Origin of the sequence: Vibrio kasasachensis, from assembly GCF_050337565.1 — a bacterium.
Lineage (GTDB): Bacteria > Pseudomonadota > Gammaproteobacteria > Enterobacterales > Vibrionaceae > Vibrio > Vibrio kasasachensis.
This window is the reverse complement of sequence record NZ_JAKJTB010000012.1, coordinates 301831-325584: the sequence shown is the minus strand read 5'-3', so window position 1 is coordinate 325584 and position 23754 is coordinate 301831. Positions and strand designations below refer to the sequence as shown.

Annotated in this window: 15 protein-coding genes and 2 pseudogenes; 11 read left to right on the top strand and 6 right to left on the bottom strand. The window is 43.1% G+C overall.

The genetic code is table 11. The features are described from left to right. The first annotated feature begins 52 nt into the window (after positions 1–52). From L4C38_RS10290 to nspC, 4 genes are all read left to right on the top strand, one after another. Entirely contained in the window at positions 53–3160 is a 3108-nt protein-coding gene (locus tag L4C38_RS10290) for a cadherin repeat domain-containing protein (protein WP_428797456.1), read from the top strand. 493 nt (positions 3161–3653) lie between these two features. Then, positions 3654–6539 (top strand): pyridoxal phosphate-dependent class III aminotransferase, encoded by a 2886-nt coding sequence (locus L4C38_RS10285; protein ID WP_428797455.1) that lies wholly within the window; start codon positions 3654–3656, stop codon positions 6537–6539. Between the two features lie 15 nt (positions 6540–6554). Then, positions 6555–7799, top strand: a complete 1245-nt coding sequence (locus L4C38_RS10280; protein ID WP_428797454.1) for a carboxynorspermidine synthase — start codon at positions 6555–6557, stop codon at positions 7797–7799. A gap of 72 nt (positions 7800–7871) precedes the next feature. Further along, a complete protein-coding gene (nspC, locus tag L4C38_RS10275) occupies positions 7872–9011 on the top strand; it encodes a carboxynorspermidine decarboxylase (protein ID WP_428797543.1) in 1140 nt (379 codons plus the stop codon). A 66-nt stretch (positions 9012–9077) separates the two neighbouring features. On the opposite strand, the gene L4C38_RS10270 is transcribed toward nspC, so the two are convergent. Together L4C38_RS10270 and L4C38_RS10265 are read right to left on the bottom strand one after the other, a co-directional pair. After that, entirely contained in the window at positions 9078–9590 is a 513-nt protein-coding gene (locus tag L4C38_RS10270) for a glycine cleavage system transcriptional repressor (RefSeq protein ID WP_428797453.1), read from the bottom strand. 206 nt (positions 9591–9796) lie between these two features. Beyond that, entirely contained in the window at positions 9797–10720 is a 924-nt protein-coding gene (locus L4C38_RS10265) for a DUF3943 domain-containing protein (protein WP_428797452.1), read from the bottom strand. A gap of 138 nt (positions 10721–10858) precedes the next feature. On the opposite strand from L4C38_RS10265, the gene L4C38_RS10260 reads away from it, so the two are divergent. Both L4C38_RS10260 and L4C38_RS10255 read left to right on the top strand, forming a co-directional pair. Further along, a complete protein-coding gene (locus L4C38_RS10260) occupies positions 10859–12097 on the top strand; it encodes a CinA family nicotinamide mononucleotide deamidase-related protein (protein WP_428797542.1) in 1239 nt (412 codons plus the stop codon). 179 nt (positions 12098–12276) lie between these two features. After that, complete coding sequence (locus L4C38_RS10255) at positions 12277–12534, top strand: hypothetical protein (protein WP_428797451.1); 258 nt, start codon at positions 12277–12279, stop codon at positions 12532–12534. A 50-nt stretch (positions 12535–12584) separates the two neighbouring features. On the opposite strand, the gene yfaE is transcribed toward L4C38_RS10255, so the two are convergent. From yfaE to ubiG, 4 genes are all read right to left on the bottom strand, one after another. Further along, positions 12585–12863 (bottom strand): class I ribonucleotide reductase maintenance protein YfaE, encoded by a 279-nt coding sequence (gene yfaE, locus L4C38_RS10250; RefSeq protein WP_428797450.1) that lies wholly within the window; start codon positions 12861–12863, stop codon positions 12585–12587. Then, on the bottom strand, positions 12863–13996 hold the full coding sequence (gene nrdB, locus L4C38_RS10245) for a class Ia ribonucleoside-diphosphate reductase subunit beta (RefSeq protein ID WP_428797449.1): 1134 nt from the start codon (positions 13994–13996) through the stop codon (positions 12863–12865). The genes yfaE and nrdB overlap by 1 nt, the downstream gene beginning before the upstream one ends. A gap of 85 nt (positions 13997–14081) precedes the next feature. Continuing rightward, complete coding sequence (gene nrdA, locus L4C38_RS10240) at positions 14082–16364, bottom strand: class 1a ribonucleoside-diphosphate reductase subunit alpha (protein ID WP_428797448.1); 2283 nt, start codon at positions 16362–16364, stop codon at positions 14082–14084. A gap of 456 nt (positions 16365–16820) precedes the next feature. Then, positions 16821–17528, bottom strand: coding sequence for a bifunctional 2-polyprenyl-6-hydroxyphenol methylase/3-demethylubiquinol 3-O-methyltransferase UbiG (gene ubiG / locus L4C38_RS10235; protein ID WP_428797447.1), 708 nt, complete (start codon positions 17526–17528; stop codon positions 16821–16823). 279 nt (positions 17529–17807) lie between these two features. Between ubiG and gyrA the strand changes: the two genes are divergently transcribed. From gyrA to L4C38_RS10210, 5 genes and pseudogenes are all read left to right on the top strand, one after another. Continuing rightward, positions 17808–20459 (top strand): DNA topoisomerase (ATP-hydrolyzing) subunit A, encoded by a 2652-nt coding sequence (gyrA, locus tag L4C38_RS10230; protein WP_428797446.1) that lies wholly within the window; start codon positions 17808–17810, stop codon positions 20457–20459. Positions 20460–20623: 164 nt separating this feature from the next. After that, entirely contained in the window at positions 20624–21253 is a 630-nt protein-coding gene (locus L4C38_RS10225; RefSeq protein ID WP_428797445.1) for a LysE family translocator, read from the top strand. A gap of 85 nt (positions 21254–21338) precedes the next feature. Further along, positions 21339–21572, top strand: coding sequence for a hypothetical protein (locus L4C38_RS10220; RefSeq protein WP_428797541.1), 234 nt, complete (start codon positions 21339–21341; stop codon positions 21570–21572). A gap of 246 nt (positions 21573–21818) precedes the next feature. Then, positions 21819–22490 (top strand): annotated as a pseudogene (locus L4C38_RS10215) (PDC sensor domain-containing protein); the annotation flags it as partial. Next, positions 22476–23645, top strand: a pseudogene (locus L4C38_RS10210) (methyl-accepting chemotaxis protein); the annotation flags it as partial. The pseudogenes L4C38_RS10215 and L4C38_RS10210, both read left to right, overlap by 15 nt. Positions 23646–23754 lie beyond the last annotated feature (109 nt).

Here is a 23754-nt window from a genome sequence, read left to right as displayed (position 1 = left end):
TGTGATAAACCTGATATCGAACCGATATCCATAGTTAGTAGGGGATCGGCTTATGAATATAGTATCTTTAGCACCATTACTCTTGGCTGATGGTGTTGTTGTCATTAATGGCTTAGGGCAGGCGAGATTATTGCAGCCTGGTGAAAATGCAGGTCCTGGGGAAGTGATTATTTCTCAAGGTAATCCGCAGGAATTATTGCAAGTCGAAACAGTTGATAGCAACGGTCAAATAGCGCCACTTAATCTTGATCCTCAAACGCAAAGTATCGTTGAGCAGTTGGAATCAGGGCAAGACCCTACGATTTCTGAAGAGTTTGCTCCGGAAGCGGGTGAAGAATTGGGTTCAAGTCCAACAGTATTTGGTGCAATTTCACGAGATGGAAGCGAGACTATTGCTACGACGTTATTTGAAACACGTGGTCTGGAATCGGTTGGTCTTTCTGAAACGCAAAGTTTGTCTTTACTGGAATTACTCAATGCGTTCAACCAGATCACACCAGAACCGCCGAATGCCCCCCCTTCTTCTGACAACTTTACTTTTAGTTATGCAGAAAACTCAGCAGATGACACTGTCATAGGGACAGTAATCGCGACCGACCCTGAGGGCTTGCCTGTCACTTATTCAATCGAATATGGTGAAAATGATCCTTTAGACGGGCTATTCGAGATTACTGATGCGGGTGAAATCAGTTTAACGCCAGAAGGTGTTGAAACGTTTACCAATGATTTTGAATCGGATCCTAATAGTCATCAAATTACGGTGGTCGCTTCAGATGGTGTCAATGAAACGCCGATAGTCGTTACTCTAAATGAAACGGATGTAAATGAACCTCCCGTGTTTGATCCTCCAGAGGATGGTGATGAATACATTTTCTGTTACGACGAAAATTCCGTTGATGCTTATGTGATCGGTAGTGTCAATGCTGTTGACCCAGAAGGAGGTTCGGTAACTTACTCCATTGAATACGGCGTTAACGACCCGCTAGATGGTTTGTTTGAGATTGACGCCGACGGCAACATCTCTCTGACCGCTGAAGGTGTCGATGCGTTTACCAATGATTTTGAAACCTTAGGTAATCAACATCAAATTACAGTGATCGCTTCCGATGGCGTGAACGACACACCGATTACGGTGAAACTGCACGAGCAAGACCTCAATGAACCACCTGTATTTGACCCACCAGAGGATGGTGATGAATACATTTTCTGTTACGACGAAAATTCCGTTGATGCTTATGTGATCGGCAGTGTCAATGCTGTTGACCCAGAAGGAGGTACGGTAACTTACTCCATTGAATACGGTGTTAACGACCCGCTAGATGGTTTGTTTGAGATTGACGCCGACGGCAACATATCTCTGACCGCCGAGGGTGTCGATGCGTTTACCAATGATTTTGAAACCTTAGGTAATCAACATCAAATTACAGTGATCGCTTCCGATGGCGTGAACGACACACCGATTACGGTGAAACTGCACGAGCAAGACCTCAATGAACCACCGGTATTTGATCCACCAGAGGATGGTGATGAATACATTTTCTGTTACGACGAAAATTCCGTTGATGCTTATGTGATCGGTAGTGTCAATGCTGTTGACCCAGAAGGAGGTACGGTAACTTACTCCATTGAATACGGTATTAACGACCCGCTAGATGGTTTGTTTGAGATTGATGCCGACGGCAACATATCTCTGACCGCCGAGGGTGTCGATGCGTTTACCAATGATTTTGAAACCTTAGGTAATCAACATCAAATCACAGTGATCGCTTCCGATGGTGTGAATGAAACGCCGATTAGCGTTAAGTTACACGAGCAAGATGTTTACGAGCCAATCCCCAATAATCCTCCAGAAGCAGAAGATTTTAATGTTGATGCAGGGGCGCAAATTATGGTTCCTATCACTTTTGATTCGTTAATTGGCAGTGAGGACCATATCTCCGACATTGAAGATGATGCGAACGACGTTAAAGTTAAGATCATGATCACCTCTTTACCTGAAAGCGGTGAATTGCTTTATACCGATGAAAGTGGTGTCACGCGCAAACTGACAGAGGATGACCTTCATGTACTCGGTGATACCATTGACCCGGATAAACTGTTTATTTCTGACAATATCGCTTACGTCCCCGGCAATGGAGATGAATTTGAGTTGGGTTACAGTGGTGACCCGGAAGACATTGTTTTAGAAGATGGGTTCTTTAATTGGGGTGAATATGTTAGCGATACTGAACGTCTAATTACACTAGAAAATGGCAATACAGTAGGTATCAGCATTACCGATAACAATGACAAGCCTTTAAAACAGTATACAAATGGTCCCTCTCATATTGGATATGGTATTGGTGATACCGATGGTAGCGGGATGAATAAGAAAGAAACCCTTGCGATTGATTTGACCAATAATCCCCTTGCTGTCATTACGTTAGGTTTAGATGGTATGGGGGGGCATTTTGTAGCGAGCAGTAACGTTCATATTGAAGCAACATATACCTTGCAAGATGGCACGGTTGTCGTCGAAAAATACCAGAAAGATCCGGGTGATGTGGGCAATGAGCAGATCCTGTATGAGTTTACCTATTCTTCCCCTGATAATCCCGTTGTTGGGGTAGAACTGAGTTCAAATGGCGGCAGTTGGGAGTTACGCTATCTATCAGGGCTACAAAATAGTGAAGAAGAAGTGACGTTTGATTACATCGCTGTTGATTCTGACCTTGCAGTGAGTAATGAAGCAGAGGTGGTCATAGATACTTCTGATTCAACTGGTTACACAGTGTTGGCTGCGGAGAACGAGGAGTCTCTAGAGGCATTACTTGGTAATGACTTGTTAATTGGTGACGAAGGCGAAAACGTGTTTACTTGGTTGGATGCGACCTTGGATTCTGGTACTGATGTGGTTAAAGATTTCACTTTAAATGAGGACCTTATCAATCTAGATGATTTGTTGGATCAAACTGACAGTGCAGATATAGATGAATTGATGGCTAAGATTGGCGTGTCAATTGTTGATGAAAATATCGAGTTGTCTATCCCGCATGGCAGCAATGAACAGACAATTGTTATAGAAAATGGTGTCGACATCCTTAGTGCATACATAGCTCCAGATGACAGTTATGATTCGCTCGAATTACTTGCTCATATAATCAAAAACGATGCCGCTTAATAGTGGTGAGATCATTGGTTGAGCCCCTTGTTGCTTATTATGTTTGGTAGGAAGGGGCTCAATAAAGGTAAGATAGCTGTTAATAGAAATATTAAAAAACATTGCCAAGAAATGACCGTTTATGATATTTTCCTGCGCAATCTCGGAGATGATTCTGGGGGATACGCGAGTGAACATTCGGGCTGAGTGAACACTCGTAGGGTAGGTATCGATAAACCTTTATCGATAGACGGGATACTTATGCTGCAATAGCGGCATGTGAATGGGAAACCCAACATTGAAAATATACAACACACACTCTCTAATCAGCTTTGTTCTACCAAAATGTCCTGTATTACAAAACAGCAGCATAACTGAGCCTTGATCCCTTACTTTGACATGTAATCCATCTTTTTGATGGAATCGATTTCGCACGCCTATAGCTTGCGGAAGCACTGTTGTATCTCGCGTATTTAATTATTGTGCGAGTAGACTGCATTTCAAGGGATTATTCATGAGCACAGCCTTTGAAGTCGATATTGAAAATATCGCAACTTATTGTTCGACCCAAATTCCACACGTGGAAGGAACATACGACCTAGCACTTGACCAATTATTAATTGAGCAAGAGCAAAGTGAATCTCAAGTTCGTTCTTACCCACGCCGTCTTCCGATTGCGATTAAAAAAGCCTATGGTGCGTTAGTGGAAGATACGCGCGGTCAGATGTTTCTAGATTGTTTAGCCGGTGCGGGTACATTAGTACTTGGTTATAACCATCCGGAGATAAATCAAGCACTAAAAGACCAATTGGATTCGGGTCTACCATATCAAACGCTTGATATCACCACAGAAGCTAAAAACAACTTTATTAAACGAGTCAAACGGTTTTTACCTAGTGAACTAGCAGACAATGCTGTCATTCAGTTTTGTGGACCTTCAGGTGCAGACGCCGTAGAAGCCGCGATCAAACTGGCCAAGCAAACCACCGGACGCAATACCATGTTTGCCTTCCGAGGTGCGTATCATGGCATGACGAATGGCACTATGGGTATGATGGGAAACTTGAATACCAAAGCTCGTCGTACTGGGCTTATGTCTGATGTTCACTTCATGCCATTCCCATATGATTTACGCTGTCCTTTTGGTTTAGGTGGTGAAGAGGGCGCTAAAGCGAGTATTCGCTATATTGAACGTCTGCTAGAAGATGATGAAGCCGGGATTATGAAACCTGCCGCCATGATCGTTGAGCCGATTCAAGGGGAAGGTGGTGTTATTTCTGCCCCCGCATTTTGGCTTAAAGAGTTACGTCGAATCTGCGATGATCATGGGATTTTATTGATTTTCGATGAAATTCAATGTGGAGTTGGTAAAACTGGAGACCATTTCGCTTATCAAGAGTCTGGTATTCAACCTGATATCCTGTGTCTTTCCAAAGCGATAGGTGGTGGATTACCGATGTCGCTTTTAGTCATCAATAAACGATACGACACTTGGCTTCCTGGTGAACATACCGGAACTTTTCGTGGTAATCAGTTAGCGATGATTTCAGGGGAAAAGGCGCTAGAAATTATAGAACGCGATGGGCTTGTCGAACATGCCAATGTTGCCGGGCAGTATTTTAGACATGGTCTGGAAGCGATCCAAAAACGCGTAGACTGCATTGCAGATATACGTGGCAAAGGGCTGATGATCGGTATAGAAATTAGCCAACCCGGTGGTGCGCTAAATAAATTTGGTGAGCCTGTTGCTGATGGTGGGCTTACTTTACGGATTCAGCGAGCCGCACTCGAACGTGGTCTAATGGTTGAAAAAGGTGGTAGAGAAGGGGCTGTTATTCGCTTGCTACCTCCTTTGATTATCTCCTATGAGCAAATTGATTTTGCGCTACGCGTAATTGAAGAAGCCATTTTGGTTGCGGGTGGTAATCCAGTTGAAGCTAAACAGCAAGATGATTGGCGTGAACACTTTATTCATACGGGTTCGCAAGGTAGTGATTGTTTTGCCAAAGCGATGAATCATACTACTTCGGCAATGAAGCAAGTGTTTGAGCAAATAGATGCCCCATACTCAGGTGTTGAGCCAACATTGCTACAAAATGCCATCAATGCGGTCGATTTAGACAACCAGCAGAATAGCTTAACCCAAGTTATCTCGGATACCGCTGAGCTAGTAGCGAAAAACTCCATTATAGTGCAACACCCGAATTGTATAGCCCACCTACATACCCCACCGTTAATGCCATCAGTAGTAGCTGAAGCAATGATTGCGGCATTGAATCAATCAATGGACTCATGGGATCAAGGCTCTGCCGCTACCTATGTAGAACAAAAAGTGGTTGATTGGGTGTGCGGCAAATATCAACTGGGTACTGATTCCGATGGTATTTTTACTAGTGGTGGTACACAAAGTAATTTGATGGGCTTATTACTCGCTCGTGATTGGATTGCAGATAACCGTGCAGCACACTCAATTCAGAAAGATGGCTTGCCCGATTTTTCCGATAAGCTGCGTATTCTTTGTTCGAATAAATCTCATTTTACGGTTCAAAAATCAGCGTCGTTACTTGGTTTAGGTGAGAAAAGCGTTATCAGCGTTGAGTGCAATGGTAACGGTACACTGAAAATAGAAGCGTTGAGTGATGAAATTGAAGCACTTAAAGCGCAAGGTTTGATCCCATTTACGATAGTGGGCACCGCGGGGACAACTGATCACGGTGCTATTGATGATTTAGCAGCCATTGCGCAGATAGCCAAGCAACACCAACTTTGGTTCCATGTGGATGCAGCCTACGGTGGTGCGCTGATATTAAGTCAACATAGACAGCGGCTCTGTGGAATTGAGTTAGCCGACTCTTTAAGCGTTGATTTTCACAAATTGTTTTTCCAAACGATCAGTTGTGGTGCGCTGCTTATCAAAGACAAAGCCAACTTTAAGTACTTGCTTCACCATGCCGATTATCTTAATCGAGAGCATGATCAGTTGCCCAATTTGGTTGATAAATCTATTGCAACGACTAAACGTTTTGATGCGTTAAAGGTCTTTATGACTATGCAAAGCGTCGGACCTCATGCATTGGGCGAAATGTACGATCACTTAATTGAGCAAACGCAACAAGTCGCTGAACTAGTTCGCCAGCATGACGGCTTTGAACTACTTGCCGATCCTTCACTAACTACTGTGCTGTTTCGTGCAGTAAATCAGACGGTCTCGGATTTAGATGCATTTAATCAAGCTCTGAGGCTTGAAGCTCTAACGCGCGGTATTGCTGTACTAGGTGAGACTATCGTGGAAGGCAAATCTGCCTTGAAATTTACAATTTTAAATCCGTGTTTAAAGATGTCAGATTTTGAATCTTTACTTAACGAGGTTAATTCTCTAGCGGCTGAGCTAGTTAAATAGGGGTAATGGAAAACTATGGCAATTCTACAAATTGGTGCAGGTGGTGTTGGTTGGGTTATTGCTCATAAAGCAGCGCAAAACAATGACGTTTTAGGTGATATTACGATTGCATCACGCACAGTTAGTAAATGTGAAAAAATCATCGAATCTATCCAGAAAAAGAACAATCAAAAAGATAGTTCGAAGAGACTTGAAGCGCGCAGTGTTGATGCCGACGACGTCAATGAATTGGTTGCGCTGATCAACGATGTTAAGCCCGATTTAGTTATAAATGCCGGACCTCCTTGGGTCAACATGGCAATTATGGAAGCGTGTTACCAAACGAAGGTTTCCTACTTAGATACCTCGGTTGCTGTGGATCTATGCAGTGAAGGGCAGCAAGTACCGGAAGCTTACGATTGGCAATGGGGCTACCGTGAAAAATTTGCTGAGGCAGGCATCACTGGTATTTTAGGCGCGGGTTTCGATCCGGGTGTGGTTTCTGTTTTTGCAGCCTACGCCGTCAAACATCTATTTGACGAGATTGATACTATCGACGTGATGGATGTGAATGCTGGTGACCACGGTAAGAAGTTTGCGACTAACTTTGACCCAGAAACCAATATGCTAGAAATCCAAGGGGATTCTTTCTATTGGGAGAACGAAGAATGGAAGCAGGTGCCTTGCCACTCTCGTATGCTTGAATTTGATTTCCCTAATTGTGGTACGCACAAAGTGTACTCAATGGCGCACGATGAAGTACGCTCGATGAAAGAGTTTATCCCAGCAAAACGCATTGAGTTTTGGATGGGTTTTGGTGATCGTTACTTGAATTACTTCAACGTAATGCGTGATATTGGTCTATTGAGCCCTGAAGCGTTAACACTGCATGACGGCACCGTGGTTCAGCCACTACATGTATTAAAAGCGTTATTGCCAGATCCAACTTCGCTTGCTCCGGGCTATACAGGTAAAACATGTATTGGTACTTGGGTGCAAGGTCGTAAAGATGGTAAAGACCGTAGTGTCTTTATTTACAACAATGCCGATCATGAAGTGGCGTATGAAGATGTTGAACACCAAGCGATTTCATACACAACGGGTGTACCCGCTATTACAGCAGCTCTGCAATACTTCCGTGGTGAGTGGGCTGAGAAAGGTGTGTTCAATATGGAGCAGTTAGACCCAGACCCATTCCTAGAAACTATGCCTACAATTGGTTTAGATTGGGATGTATTGGAGCTAACAGTGGGTCAACCAGACATCAAGATATTGAAATAATGCTGGTTAAATAAGAATACCTCAGCCGATACAATCGTATCGGCTTTGTTGGATTTATTAGTGGCGGTAGAAATGCATCACAACGAACTTAAAACCCCTTACTTCATGATCAATGAAGAGAAGTTGCTAGCTAATCTTGAGATAGCTAAGCAGCTAAAAGAAATATCAGGCGTGAAGCTGGTGCTAGCGCTCAAATGTTTTTCCACTTGGGGTGTATTTGACATTATAAAGCCGTATCTAGATGGGACGACCAGTTCGGGACCATTTGAGGTAAGGCTGGGGTATGAAACGTTTGGTGGTGAAACGCATGCTTACAGTGTCGGCTATAGTGAAGATGATGTACGTGAAGTCGCCGATATTTGTGACAAGATGATTTTCAATTCGCAGAGCCAACTTGCCGCATATCGTCACTTAATTGAGGGAAAAGCATCACTTGGGTTACGTTTGAACCCGGGTGTTAGCTATGCTGGGCAAGATCTCGCCAATCCCGCGCGCCAGTATTCTCGCTTAGGTGTGCAAGCCGATCAAATTCAACCAGAGATATTTGATTCGATTGATGGCGTGATGTTTCACATGAACTGTGAGAACAAAGATGTCGATGCGTTTATTGCGTTACTTGATTCGATCTCTAGTCAATTTGGTCAGCATCTAGATAAGCTCGAATGGGTAAGCCTAGGTGGGGGAGTGTTTTTCACTTATCCAGATTACGACATCGAAAAACTAGGTTTAGCTCTTAAAGCATTTTCAACAAAACATGGTGTTCAACTCTATCTCGAACCGGGCGAAGCAATTATTACTGCAACGACGGATCTTGTCGTGACAGTGGTGGATATCATTGAAAATGAAAAGAAAACCGCAATTGTTGATTCTGCAACCGAAGCTCATCGGCTGGATACACTTATTTACAATGAACCCGCTTCGATCTTAGAAGCAAATGAGGGTGGGGCGCATCAATATGTGATTGGTTCGTGTTCATGCTTAGCGGGCGATCAGTTCTGCGAAGCGAGTTTCGATAAACCGTTAGCAATAGGTCAACGTCTGCATATCCTCGATAGTGCAGGCTACACCATGGTTAAGTTAAATTGGTTTAATGGTTTACGTATGCCGTCGGTGTATTGTGCTCGGTCCAACGGGGACATTCAGAAATTGAATGAGTTTGATTATTCAGATTTTAAACGCTCACTTTCACAGTGGAGTATAACTTCAATCTAAATATGCAGTTCCAATGAACAATAAAGCCCGCGTTAGCGGGCTTTATTCATCGAGATAAATCGTTAGTTATTTTTGAACAACAACTCGCGTATCTTCACTTAAAGATTCAAGTTCTTTAGCGACATCCTCAATGAGTACATTACGCGGTAACCGCAGTGAAATTTGCGAAGTGAATAGGCTTGAACTCACTCCACCCCCACCAGCAATGAACACTCGTTGACAATCTATATCCAGAATGTCGATACCTTGGTCATCCAATAGATGAGTTATTTCATTTACTAGACCTGCACGGTCATTAGCATCGAGCCTAAGTTGGAAAATAGTTTCGGCACTGTGTTTATGTGCTGAAGAATCAACAATTCCTATCAATAAGTTAGGTTGTTCTTTAAACGCTTGTTTAACGATATCTGCATTCTCACTAGGCATTTCCACCTTAATAACAGCAGCGACTTGATCTTCAATAAAATTGATTTTGCTAATGAGCCATTTACCACCATTTTCATGAGTGACTGCGGCAAGTTTTTTAATTGTGGAAGGTGACGCTTTTCCGACAAAGTTTACGATGAAAGTGGTTTTCATATGATGCCTCCTGAATGCATGCGAAAGGCGGAGATAAAAAGCGGAACAGATGATTATTCTTGTTTTGCTTTAGTTTCAGTGTAGAACGCAAGGGCTTGTTAGGTTTGATCTATGTCAATTTTTTGACCTAAATTACTGCTTGTGTGGTGAGAATCCAACGTTAAGCACAAATATATCTTCGGGGCTTTCCATTAAGTAACAAAAATTTAAAACGTTACTTGCAACTCGACACCATAAAATACAGTGTCATAACTTGCCCCCGCATTGGCAGCAAATTGGGCTGCTTCTTGGTTGCCAAACCAAGGAGTACTGCTGTATTTCAGTTCGACACTGCCACCCCATGCGTTAGTCACCCATCCGTGAATGTGCCCAACTGGATTGAGGAAGAACAAGGTGACACTTCCCATCGATTCTGACCCCCAAACTTCGCCACCTGATGCAACAATGTCTTGCTCGGCTTCGAACATGAGCTCACCTACCACCGAGCCGAAGAAAGGCGTGATGAATAGATCTTGCCATGAAGGCACTTCGGCAAATGCTTCTACGCCATACTCCCAAAAAAAGGTGGAAAGAAACGCCGAATATAGAAACGAATCGAATTCATCATAGCCAGCATGGCGTGCCGCTGTGTAATAGACCCCGCCAAAGTACGGGTGCATGATATAGTTCAAAAAGTGTTCGTCACGATCCCATACAGGACCTTCTTTCACATTGTCGACCCATTTTTGTCCGAGATTGGAGAGGTCACGATCGTCTGATTCCCACTTAGTTATGGATTCTGGCAGCAAAGTCATCAACCCTACGGTAACCACACTGAGCCCGAGAATCGTGTAGGTTTGTTCTTTGAGGTAATCCCAATCTTGTTGGTCAGAGATCTGTAAATATCGTGGTGTAGATGAAAGTTCTAGCTCTAAATCAATTTCACTGTGATGTAGAGCGTTAAAGTCTTGAAAAGAGTAGAAGCTGGGCTCCGGACTGATTACACTGTTAGATTCAAACAGTTCAAAACGCAATGAGTCGAGTTCATTGCTTATTGCGCTGGTAGATGCTAATAGTGAAAGCGCTAAAATGGCGGTATGTGTTTTTCGCACAAGTAGCTCCGTTATTATTCTTTTAATGATGCTAGTCACAGGTAACTGCCGAAGCAGCCAATAAATCAACAAGAAATTGACGAAACATTCTCTAGACAGTGTAGTAAATACAAATAGGAGTGTTGGTATGGATTTGGATAAATCGATCAATCGTTAATTTTCTGTGGAAGGGAAAATATTTTGAAAATCGCAATGTTAAGTACAGGCGAAGAGGTATTGCATGGAGACATCGTTGATACGAACGCGTCATGGATGTCTGAGATGTTCTTCCAGCAGGGCTTCCCTTTAACTAAACGCTCTACGGTTGGTGATACCTTTAATGGCTTAGTCGAAGAATTGCTGATGTTGAGCTTTAACAGCGACGTAGTGGTGGTGAATGGTGGGCTCGGTCCAACGAGTGACGATCTTAGTACCCAAGCCGCGTCAGTCGCCGCGGAGTTGGATTTAGAGCTCTCTGAAGTATGGCTAAAACGCTTACAGCAGTTTTTCGCTGAACGTGGTCTTGCTATGCCGGAAAGCAACCGTAAACAAGCGATGTTGCCTGCAGGGTCGACTTTAATTGATAACCCGATTGGTACGGCATGTGGTTTTAAAATGCTGATCAATGAATGCGTTTTCTATTTTACTCCTGGTGTTCCTAGTGAGTTTAAGCGCATGGTAATTGAACAAATTATTCCTGATCTACAACGCAGTTACAGCAAAGTAGAAGGTTTGGATTGTGGGCGGGTTTATACGTTTGGCACATCAGAGTCTGCACTATCAGACAAGCTGGATAAACTGCACTTACCGCAAGGTTACCAATTGGGATACCGTTCGTACTTGCCTTATATCGAGGTGAAACTGTTTGGTCCTAAAGGCGATCTTGATACTCGCCTTAAATTGATGCAGATAATTTACAAATTGATTGAAGCGAACGTGGTGAGTATCGATCAACCAATGGATGAATACGTTGGTCAGCTCATTGCCGAACGGAAAATGTCGATTTCGCTTGCTGAGCGATCAACGCATGGCAGCGTAGCCAATTGGTTGCATTCAAATCAAGATGCGCAGAATTATTGTGGGCATGGTTGGGTACTTGGCGGCAAAGTTGAAGTCGGCGCGGGCGAGGGTGATCTGCTTGCAGAAACGTTAGCGCTGGCTGGCGCAACGAAAGAAAAATGCGCGACCGATATTGCCATTGTGTCAGGCAGACTGGTTGAGAATACTTTTACTGTTTCATTGGCCACTCCGGAAGGAGAATGGGGGCAAGTGTTAACGTTTAATCGTCGTTTTACTCGCCAAGACCAAGTCACGCTAATCACCACAGTTTGTACTGATATGCTGCGTCGTTATTTATCAGGGAAGCCAATGTTTGCGGACTATAGCTCGCTAACGAGAGACAAACAAATGCACGTACCCAGAAGTGTATTAGGTTGATCTTTTTAGAGGTTGAATACTTTAATCAAAATTGGCAACAAGCTTATTCTAAATTCATCTAAGAGTTAATTACTTGTTTATTAATGTAATTTAAAAATTTCTTAGATTTGAAACATATGACTTGGTAAAAAGATCATAAACTAAAAGTTCTTGATCAGAAACGCGCTAAGGAGAGTGGTATGTTTCAGCAGTCTAAGATTTTGGTTTGGTATCAAGTCGCGAGCCAGAAAGTGGTGTTAGGTGAAGCATTTAACTCTAATAAATATGATGTGCATTCTTTATGGCGTCGTACCCCAGAAGAAAATGATCCGCACCAAGGGATGGGTTTTCGCTTGTCACTGTTTGATGATGGTGGGAGGGAGATTGCTGGAAAAGCAATTTCAATGAGCACTGCGGACCTATTACTATCCGGTGAGTGTTTAAACGAAGTTTACTAATTCTGAGAAACGAATAAAAAAAGACCAGTCACTGACTGGTCTTTTTGCATTTATGCACGCTTAACTTTGAGTTTATATACAACTTCATCAAGTTCAATATCGGTTTTTGCCCGTGTTATACAAGGCAAAATTTCATCCGCTTGTGTATATGCCATTGCAAAACCAACGTATTCGACCTCGCCAGATTTGAGCTTGCAGCGACATGCGCCACAGTGCCCATCACGGCAATTGTATTCAACTTCAATCCCGGCATTCTCGATTGTTTCCAGTAGAGTATTACTCGGGTTCGAGGCGATGGTGACCTTTCCGTTAATTTTTACACTGGGCATTAAAGCTCGAAGTCCTTAAAGTCATCTGCTTTTGCATCACTTTCAATCTGACCAACTAGGTAAGATGAAATTTCAGCTTCTTGAGGTGCAACTTGAACGTTGTCAGAAGACAACCAAGCATTAATCCAAGGGATCGGGTTTGACGTAGCATCAGGGTACGCAATCGGCAAACCGACTGCTTGCATGCGCACGTTGGTGATGTACTCGACGTATTGGCATAAGATATCTTTGTTCAAACCAATCATTGAGCCATCTTTAAATAGGTATTCTGCCCATTCTTTTTCTTGCTCAGCGGCTTCTTTGAATAGGTCAAAGCATTCTTGCTTACACTCTTCAGCGACTTGCATGAATGTGAAGTCATCTTGGCCATTACGCAGCAAGTTAATCATATGCTGTGTGCCAGTAAGGTGCAGCGCTTCATCACGAGCGATTAGCTTGATGATTTTTGCATTACCTTCCATCAACTCACGTTCGGCGAATGCGAATGAACAAGCAAAACTGACATAGAAGCGAATGGCTTCCAATGCATTAACTGACATCAGACATACATATAGCTTTTTCTTCAAACCATATAGGCTGAGGTTGACTGTTTCACCAGCAATCTCGTGCGTACCTTCACCAAAGCGATGGTAGTCATTGGTCATCTGGATCAGTTCATCGTAGTAGCGTGAGATATCTTCAGCACGCTTGACGATGTGCTCATTTTCCACAATATCATCAAATACGACGCCTGGGTCATTGACGATGTTACGAATAATATGAGTGTAAGAGCGAGAGTGAATCGTTTCAGAAAAAGACCAAGTTTCAATCCAAGTCTCTAACTCTGGGAGAGAAACCAGTGGCAGTAGTGCAACGTTAGGGCTACGACCTTGGATTGAATCCAGAAGAGTTTGGTACTTCAGGTTCGAAATGAAAATGTGCTTCTCATGGTCGGGTAACTTGTTGTAGTCGATGCGATCACTCGATACATCGACTTCTTCAGGTCGCCAGAAGAAGGAAAGTTGCTTTTCGATTAGCTTTTCGAAGATCTCAAATTTCTGTTGATCGTAACGTGCAACGTTAACGGATTGACCAAGAAACATAGGTTCCTTTAGCTGGTCGTTTTTATTTTGGTTAAAAGTACTGTAAGCCATAATGCTTCAATTCCTTTTATGCCCCCCGATAATCAAGGGGCGAATGTTCGTTAAAGAAAATTATTGTCGACTTCAGACCTATAAATTAGATCTTACAACCGCCGCCCGCACAATCGTCATCAGCAGCTTGAACTGCATCGTTCTGATCGTCTTTCGCGCCATCACGAGTATTGTGATAGTAAAGTGTTTTAACACCATACTTGTACGCTGTTAGCAGGTCTTGCAACAGTTTCGTCATCGGCACTTTGCCACTTTCAAAGCTGCTAGGGTCGTAGTTCGTGTTAGCTGAGATAGCTTGGTCAACGAACTTTTGCATAATTCCGACTAGGTGCAAGTAACCATCATTGGAACCGATGTTCCATAGCAACTCATAGTTGTCTTTGAGGTTAATGAAATCAGGGACTACCTGTTTCAAAATACCGTCTTTCGATGCTTTAACTGATACGAATCCACGAGGTGGCTCAATACCATTCGTTGCATTAGAAATCTGAGAAGACGTTTCTGACGGCATTAATGCTGTTAGGGTTGAGTTGCGTAGACCGTGCTGCATGATTTCTTGGCGAAGTTCATCCCAATCGTAGTGAAGTTGCTCGTCACAGATACTATCAACATCTTTTTTATAGGTATCGATAGGCAGCAAACCTTTCGCATAGTTTGTCTCATGGAAAAGAGGACATTTGCCTTGCTCTTTCGCCAGTTCTACAGATGCTTTCAACAAGTAGTATTGAATGGCCTCAAACGTTCGGTGGGTCAGCGCATTGGCACTGCCATCTGAGTATTTGACACCGTTCTTCGCTAGGTAGTAAGCGTAGTTAATAACTCCCACACCTAGCGTACGACGATTCATGGTTGACTTGTACGCAGCTGGAAGTGGGTAGTCTTGGTAATCGAGTAGTGCATCTAGAGCGCGAACCACAAGTTCAGATAGCTCTTTCAGGTCATCAAGTTCGGTGATTGTACCTAGGTTAAATGCAGAAAGCGTACATAGCGCGATCTCACCAGAATCGTCTTCAACGTTAACCAGTGGTTTAGTTGGTAATGCAATTTCCAAACATAGGTTTGATTGGCGAACTGGTGCAACTTCAGAATCAAATGGGCTATGAGTATTGCAGTGGTCCACGTTCTGAATGTAAATACGACCTGTTGAAGCGCGCTCTTGCATTAGCAAAGAGAACATTTCGATTGCTTTTACAGTCTCTTTCTTTACTGATGGATCGTTTTCGTATTTCACATACAAACGTTCGAACTCGGCTTGGTTCTCGAAGAACGCATCATAGAGTCCTGGCACATCAGATGGAGAAAATAGCGTAATATTGCCGCCTTCCACTAGGCGTTGGTACATTAACTTGTTTAGCTGCACACCGTAGTCCATATGACGAACACGGTTTTCTTCAACACCACGGTTGTTTTTTAGCACCATTAGAGATCGTGCTTCACCATGCCACATAGGGTAGAACACCGTGGCTGCGCCACCGCGAACACCACCTTGTGAACAACATTTAACCGCTGTTTGGAAGTATTTGTAGAATGGAACACAGCCAGTGTGGAATGCTTCACCGCCACGGATTTCAGAGCCAAGTGCACGGATGCGGCCTGCATTGATACCGATACCAGCGCGTTGCGATACGTAACGTACGATCGAACTTGCTGTTGCGTTAATCGAATCAAGGCTATCACCACATTCGATTAGTACACATGAGCTGAACTGGCGAGTAGGGGTACGTACACCAGACATAATTGGCGTAGGTAGAGAAATCTTAAACGTAGAGGTTGCATCATAGAAACGCTTGATGAAGTCAAGACGCGTTTCTTTCGGGTAATTAGCAAACAGACACGCAGAAACCAAAATATACAAAAACTGTGCACTTTCGTAGATTTCACCAGAGACACGGTTTTGTACGAAATACTTACCTTCTAGCTGCTTAACCGCGGCATAGGAGAAATCCAAGTCGCGATTGTGCTGTAGATAAGCATCTAGCTCATCTAGCTCAGCTTTGGTGTAGTCTTCAAGAATGTGCTTGTCATATTTACCCATGTCGACTAAACGTGACACATGGTTATACAAGGTTGGTGGCTCGTATTGACCATACGCTTTTTTGCGTAAATGGAATACCGCCAAGCGCGCTGAGAGATATTGATAGTCTGGAGTGTCTTCAGATATCAGGTCAGCAGCAGACTTGATGATAGTCTCGTGAATGTCGGATGTGGTAATACCATCGTAGAACTGAATGTGAGCTCTTAGTTCTACTTGTGAGACCGATACGTTATCCAGACCTTCCGCCGCCCAAGTAATGACGCGGTGAAGCTTCTCTAGATCAATATTTTCTTTTCGGCCGTCACGCTTCGTGACAGTGAGTTGTTGTTTCATTGTGGTTCATTTCCCTAAGAAAACTGATGAAAGCCGTGTTTTAGTGTAATTTTTGTAAATTATGATTTGGCTTTATGGTCGATATCTATCTTTATATTGTAGTGCAAACACAAGATATAGGGGTAATCTCGTCTGCGAGTTACAAGATAGTGCTATCAGTGCAGGTTTTCAAGTCGAACTTCGTGGAGTTCTTGTGGATAACTGGAAAATAAAAAAAAATCAGTAAGTGGATACTAACTCATGAAAATAGGCGTGGCGTGACTGTGGAAAATTACGGTTTTTGATTCGGTTCATTGTTAACCGCAGTTAAAAAAAAACATCTTGATCTTAGACAAAAAATGGGGGTTGATTTAGAAGCTATTATTCTGGAATCGATCGCACGTATTTCGTGCAAATTTGTTCAAAAAAGGCAGGGTTAATGTGCTCCTGCCTTAGATCGTGTAAATAGTGTTCTATCTAGAATTTTCGGGTGTGAACGATGTAATTTACCTCGACGTTACGGCCCAGTTTATAACTGTCGGTCAATGGATTGTAATGCAATCCCGTAATGCCATATTCGATAAGATCTGTTTGATCGATCATTTTGATCATTTCAGAAGGGCGTATGAATCTGTCATGGTCATGGGTACCTTCCGGGACAATGCGCAGTAGCTTTTCCGCACCGACAATCGCAAATAAGTAAGATTTCAAATTACGGTTCAAAGTAGAGAAAAAGACGTGACCACCAGGTTTTACCAATTCGGCACATGATTTAATCACAGAAAGCGGATCTGGAACGTGTTCCAGCATTTCCATGCAAGTTACTACGTCGTAGTGACCAGCGTTTTCAATGGCATGATCTTCGATCGTGCTCTGAATGTAGGTTAACTTAGTTCCGGTTTCTAATGCGTGTAGACGCGCGACTTCTAATGGCTCTTTGCCCATATCAAGTCCGACAACAACAGCGCCTTCTCTTGCCATGCTTTCAGCTAATATGCCGCCACCACATCCTACATCTAGTACCGTTTTACCAAAAAGACCACCTGCGTTATCTAATACATAATCTAGACGAAGCGGGTTTATTTGATGCAGAGGTTTGAACTCCCCCTCCAAATCCCACCAACGTGAAGCCATCTCTTCAAACTTCTTGATCTCATTTGGATCTACATTCTGTGCTTTGGTCATAATCCATTTATCTTATTGGCAAACTTCAGTTGGCATTATAACGACAAATTTGGCGCTCTCCATAGTGAATGCATCTTTTGTCTCACATTGGCTAAAATACAACCAACTATCAGTGCGCTATGTAAGTTGTGTGCAAATAGTCGGCAATTGATTCACAACAGACCTCACAACCTGATAAAAGGAGAGGGAAAGTGATGCCGAAGAGGGTATTTGTATGCTATATTTTTGCACCTTACACGTATCGTATTTACGATCTGATAATAGAGGGATAATGGCTCTATGAGCGATTTAGCTAAAGAGATCACGCCCGTAAACATTGAAGACGAGCTTAGAGGTTCGTACCTAGACTACGCGATGTCAGTTATCGTGGGTCGTGCTCTTCCAGATGTGCGTGATGGCCTAAAACCAGTACACCGCCGCGTACTTTTCGCGATGAACGTACTAGGCAACGATTGGAATAAATCATATAAAAAATCTGCCCGTGTTGTTGGCGATGTAATCGGTAAGTATCACCCGCATGGTGATAGCGCGGTGTACGATACAATCGTACGTATGGCTCAGCCATTCTCATTGCGTTACATGCTAGTAGACGGTCAAGGTAACTTTGGTTCGGTCGACGGTGACTCAGCAGCAGCAATGCGTTACACCGAAGTTCGCATGGCAAAAATTGCCCACGAATTATTGTCTGACTTAGACAAAGAAACTGTGGATTTCGTACCTAACTACGATGGTACGGAACAAATTCCAGCGGTTCTTCCAGCAAAAATTCCTAACCTACTGGTCAACGGTTCTTCTGGTATCGCAGTAGGTATGGCAACTAACATACCACCTCACAACTTAGTTGAAGTGATTGATGGCTGTCTTGCATATATCAATAATGAAGAGATCACTATTGATGAGCTGATGGATTACATTCCAGGTCCTGACTTCCCAACGGCAGCTTTAATTAGTGGCCGTAAAGGCATTGTAGACGCATATAAAACCGGTCGCGGTAAAATTTATATGCGTTCAAAAGCTGAGATTGAAGTAGAGAAGAATGGTAAAGAAACCATAATTGTCACTGAAATCCCATACCAAGTGAACAAAGCTCGCTTGATCGAGAAGATCGCTGAGCTAGTAAAAGATAAGAAAGTAGAAGGCATCAGTGCGCTACGTGACGAATCTGATAAAGATGGTATGCGTATCGTAATCGAATGTAAGCGTGACGCTGTGGGCGAAGTGGTTCTCAACAACCTCTATACTCAAACTCAGCTACAAACGACTTTCGGTATCAACATGGTTGCACTAGACAATGGTCAACCTAAGCTATTCAACCTTAAAGAAATGTTGAAGTGCTTTGTTAACCACCGTCGTGAAGTTGTTACTCGTCGTACTATTTTTGAATTGCGTAAAGCTCGTGAACGTGCACATATCCTAGAAAGTTTGGCATTGGCACTAGCGAACATCGATGAAATCATCGAGTTGATTCGTAATGCGTCAACGCCAGCAGAAGCGAAAGCAGGTCTTATCGCTCGCGGTTGGGATCTTGGTAACGTAGCATCAATGCTTGAGCGTGCGGGTACAGATGCCGCGCGTCCAGAATGGCTTGAGGCTGAATACGGTATTCGCGATGGTCAGTACTACTTGACCGAGCAACAAGCCCAAGCAATTTTGGAGCTGCGTTTACACCGTCTAACGGGTCTTGAGCATGAAAAGATTCTTGATGAGTACAAAGCGCTTCTAGACGAAATCGCCGAGTTAATGCGTATCCTTGCTGATACTGATCGTTTGATGGAAGTGATTCGTGAAGAACTAGAATCAGTTCGTGATGCGTTTGGTGATGCACGTCGTACAGAGATAACAGCGGCAAGCCACGATATCGACCTTGAAGAGTTGATTGCACGTGAAGACGTCGTTGTAACTTTATCTCATGAAGGTTACGTCAAGTACCAAATCCTAAGTGACTATGAAGCTCAGCGCCGTGGTGGTAAAGGTAAGAGTGCGACTAAGATGAAAGAAGAGGATTACATCGAGCGACTGCTTGTTGCGAATACTCATGACAACATTTTATGTTTCTCCACTCGTGGTAAAACATACCGCTTGAAAGTATACCAATTGCCGCAAGCAAGCCGAGCTGCTCGTGGTAAGCCAATTGTGAATATCTTACCGTTGGAAGATGGTGAGCGTATCACGGCAATTCTACCTGTTTCTGAATTTAGTTCGGATAAGTTTATCTTTATGGCAACTGGTGACGGTACTGTTAAGAAGACTTCTCTAGATCAGTTCGCGAACGTACGTTCGAATGGTTTGATTGCAGTCAATCTTCGTGATGATGACTCGTTAATTGGCGTCGATATTACCGATGGTCAGAGCGACATTATGCTGTTCTCTAAAGCTGGTAAAGTCGTACGCTTTAGCGAAGATAAAGTTCGTGCTATGGGTCGTACTGCGGCGGGTGTTCGCGGTATGAGACTAGCTGGCGATGATCAAGTAGTGTCATTGATTGTTCCTTCGAATGACGGCGAAATCTTAACCGTTACGCAAAACGGTTATGGTAAGCGTACCGAACTTGCAGAGTACCCAACTAAAGGTCGCGCTACGCAAGGTGTTGTTTCTATTAAGGTTTCAGAACGTAACGGCCCAGTTGTTGGTGCTGTTCAAGTTGAAGTTGGCGATGAAATGATGATGATCACTGACGCTGGTACGCTTGTTCGTACTCGTGTTTCTGAAGTGAGTCAGGTTGGTCGTAATACTCAAGGTGTTACGTTGATCCGCACTGCAGAAGATGAATCAGTGGTTGGTCTACAGCGCATTGACGAGATTGAAGAAGCTGAATTATTAGAAGAGGGTGAAGAAGGTGAAGTAGTTGCAACTGAAGCAACAGCAGAAGCCGAAACTCCAGCTGATAACGAAGCGGAAGCGGATGATTCATCAGAAGACTCTGCTGAATAACGTTTCAACTCTGAAATAGAAACCGAGCCTAGCGCTCGGTTTTTTTTGTCTTTTTTTTGAGTAGAGTAGCTTAAGCCTAGACAAATGTGTCAGTTTCTGTTGAATTAGTTGTGTTACAGAGAAGTTAACAAAAAATTAATACCATCAGCTAGGAGCTAAATATTATGAGTATGGAAACTTGGGTGATTTATTTTTTCGCGATCTTAATACTAACCGCATCGCCAGGACCAAGTTCGTTATTATGTATGACTAAAGGTGTTAAACAGGGTTTTAAAGTTGGTTTGTACACAGCTTTAGGAAGTTTAACCGCGATTACTATTATATTGACCTTATCCTTTACAGGACTTGGTCTAGTCATTGGCTCATCTGAGTTTTTGTTTAGTGCGATAAAATACACTGGTGCTGCTTATCTCATCTATCTTGGATTACGTGCTATTTTCTCCAAAGAGCAAGAGTATCAACAACGCCAAGATCTGTATCAAGAGAGCTTAACGCCGATTAAGCATTACGCGTCAGGGTTTATCGTTGGTAGTAGCAACCCCAAAGCAATCCTATTTTTCACGGCACTGTTTCCGCAGTTCATTAGCCCAGAACAATCCCTGATTATTCAGTATCTTATTTTTACTGCCACTTTTATCGTTATGGAATTCTCGTGGTTAGCGATCTATGCATTACTGGGCGCGAGATCGTCCAACTGGCTATTTGCCAAAGGACGCGCAAAACTATTTAATCGTGTTACGGGTGGTGTATTTATCGGAGCGGGAACTCTTCTTTCTACGGTTTCGAAAGCATAAGTGACTCGCAAAGCGTCCCTTTCTAATTTGTTATATTAGCCAGAGGAGTGTGAACAGAGGAGCAGTATTCATGCCTGATGGACAAATGACAGAAATGGCGATTAGCAACTATCTAGGTGTGTTGATCGTTTTGTTTTTGGCTTACCCATTCGCATTAGTTGCCGTACAAATGTTTTGTTATGCAGATGTTGTGAAGAAAAAGTACACTAAATATCTCAATATTGTGGTGGGATTGGCATTTGTTTTTTTGCTTATTATGCACTTACAAACAGAAGTTATTTATGGCAAAGAACTTCTAGATTCACTGTCCAATAAGTAGCGATTACCCGCTAATAGGTGCTGCGAAATCTAATTCGGGCACCTTTCCTTTTAACATTACCTCTCACTTTTCATTAACCGAATATATCAATTATTACGGCCCTCAAAATATCATTCGATTTATGGTGCATCGTACGGGATTTATGGCTAATATCGCAGCCTTCTATTGTGCTGTAGGACTGCAAAAAAATTGAATATCTCATTAAAACAAAAATTAATTGGTGCAAGTTTATTAGCTGTAGTGCTAATGGCTGGTGCTCTCACTTGGCTGTCTGCTGACCAACTCTATAAACAAACAAGAAACGGTATGTATGCTCGAGCTGAGAGTCTAGCAAACACCGCCGTTGTTAGTATTTCAGATTGGATAACCATTCGAGAAGATATTGCGTCAGCGTTTAACCGTTATGCTAATGAAACTGAAATCACGCCATTTTTGCAACAAGCTAGAGTGGCTGGTGGTTTTGACGAAATTTACTTAGGTACCGCTACTGGTGCTATGTATCGATCTTATCCTGAACGCACTGTCGCGGGTTATGATCCGAGAACGCGTCCATGGTACAAAGCAGCCAACCAAATGGGCAAACAGGTTATTACGGAAGCATATATAGATGCGATAACAGGGTCATTGCTGGTTACGATCGCGGAGCCAATTAGCTTAAACGATGGTACTAAAGCGGTTGTGGGTGCAGATATTTTGATCGATCAGCTAATTGACGATGTGATTAACTTAAATGTTGGCGAAAACGCACATGCAATGTTGATTGATATGCAGGCCGATACATTCCTCGCTCACCCAGATAAAAATATGTTGTTAAAGCCAGTATCTTCTTTGGATTCTGAGCTTAACATGGGAATCATCAAGTCATTTTCCGAACGCGGCGCAATTAAAATCGTAGAGCGTAATGGGCTAGAAAAGCTGTACTACTTTAAAGCAGTTCCCAATACCCATTGGATGTTCGCCATTGAAATGGACAGACAAACGGAGCAAGCAGGTCATAGCTTTTTACTGACAGAGCTCATTATAACTGCTGTGATTATTACTATTTTGGTAGCGATGGCTATCTCATGGTTAGTAAGTTTCTTGTTCCGAGATCTACTACGAGTTTCAAAAGCACTTGATGAGATTGCATCAGGTGAAGCGGATCTTACTCAACGCCTAGTACCACACAGCAATGATGAGGTCGGACGCCTAGCAATAAGCTTTAATACCTTTGTTAACAACATGCACCAAATGGTTTCGAAGTTGAGTTTAGTTTCCGCAGCGTTGAGTGAGCAAGCAACACTGACCGCGCAGCAAGCTGATGAACGTAGTACGCGAATTCGTACTCAGCAAGATGAAATTAATATGGTTGCAACCGCAATCAACGAGATGGCAGCTGCAACTCAAGAAGTGGCTGGCAATGCGGATAATACCGCGCAGCATTCATCGCAGGCAGTCGATGTTTGTATTAATGGCGGCTCGCAAGTTGTTCAGACGCAAACATCAATCAAAAATCTGGCTCAAGAAGTAGCAGTGGCGACACAAGTCATTCAAGAGTTAGAAGCCCATGGTCACAGCATCAATACGATACTGTCTACTATTCAGGGCATTGCGGAGCAGACGAATCTGCTTGCTCTCAACGCAGCGATTGAAGCGGCTCGTGCGGGTGAGCAAGGTCGTGGTTTTGCTGTTGTGGCTGACGAGGTTCGTGTACTAAGCCAAAGAACACATTCTTCAACTCAAGAAATTCAACAGATGATTGAAACACTTCAAGCGACTACCACAAGAGCGGTTGGTATTATGAGTGATAGCCGTCTACTTGCGGATACTAGTGTAATTGATTCGGATTCAGCAGCGGAAAGCCTGACTCTAATCCAAACTGCGGTTGAAGCGATCAGTGATATGGCAACACAAATAGCCTCGGCAGCGGAAGAGCAAGCATCAGTAACAGCTGAAATTACGCGTAATACTGTAGGTATTCGTGACGTTTCTCTGGAGCTTGCAACTGAAGCGACGGAAGCGGCACAACAAGCGTCGCAATTGTCTCAGCTGTCATTTGAACTTGAGAGTGAAATTAATCGCTTTAAGCTTTAATGATTAAAACGCTATTTTATATAAAGCTCGGATTCACCGAGCTTTTTTTTAAACATGGCTTTCCAAAATGGAAAAATAGCTTTCACCTTATTTCAATTGTGGACATTTG

Bases quoted from the DNA above. Each gene is read 5' to 3' on its own strand.
- yfaE (WP_428797450.1), bottom strand. From the start codon at position 12,863: ATGCCCAGTGTAAAAATTAACGGAAAGGTCACCATCGCCTCGAACCCG.
- nrdA (WP_428797448.1), bottom strand. From the start codon at position 16,364: ATGAAACAACAACTCACTGTCACGAAGCGTGACGGCCGAAAAGAAAAT.
- L4C38_RS10255 (WP_428797451.1), top strand. From the start codon at position 12,277: ATGTTTCAGCAGTCTAAGATTTTGGTTTGGTATCAAGTCGCGAGCCAG.
- gyrA (WP_428797446.1), top strand. From the start codon at position 17,808: ATGAGCGATTTAGCTAAAGAGATCACGCCCGTAAACATTGAAGACGAG.
- nrdB (WP_428797449.1), bottom strand. From the start codon at position 13,996: ATGGCTTACAGTACTTTTAACCAAAATAAAAACGACCAGCTAAAGGAA.
- L4C38_RS10290 (WP_428797456.1), top strand. From the start codon at position 53: ATGAATATAGTATCTTTAGCACCATTACTCTTGGCTGATGGTGTTGTT.
- L4C38_RS10225 (WP_428797445.1), top strand. From the start codon at position 20,624: ATGAGTATGGAAACTTGGGTGATTTATTTTTTCGCGATCTTAATACTA.
- L4C38_RS10280 (WP_428797454.1), top strand. From the start codon at position 6,555: ATGGCAATTCTACAAATTGGTGCAGGTGGTGTTGGTTGGGTTATTGCT.
- nspC (WP_428797543.1), top strand. From the start codon at position 7,872: ATGCATCACAACGAACTTAAAACCCCTTACTTCATGATCAATGAAGAG.
- L4C38_RS10270 (WP_428797453.1), bottom strand. From the start codon at position 9,590: ATGAAAACCACTTTCATCGTAAACTTTGTCGGAAAAGCGTCACCTTCC.
- L4C38_RS10285 (WP_428797455.1), top strand. From the start codon at position 3,654: ATGAGCACAGCCTTTGAAGTCGATATTGAAAATATCGCAACTTATTGT.
- ubiG (WP_428797447.1), bottom strand. From the start codon at position 17,528: ATGACCAAAGCACAGAATGTAGATCCAAATGAGATCAAGAAGTTTGAA.
- L4C38_RS10220 (WP_428797541.1), top strand. From the start codon at position 21,339: ATGACAGAAATGGCGATTAGCAACTATCTAGGTGTGTTGATCGTTTTG.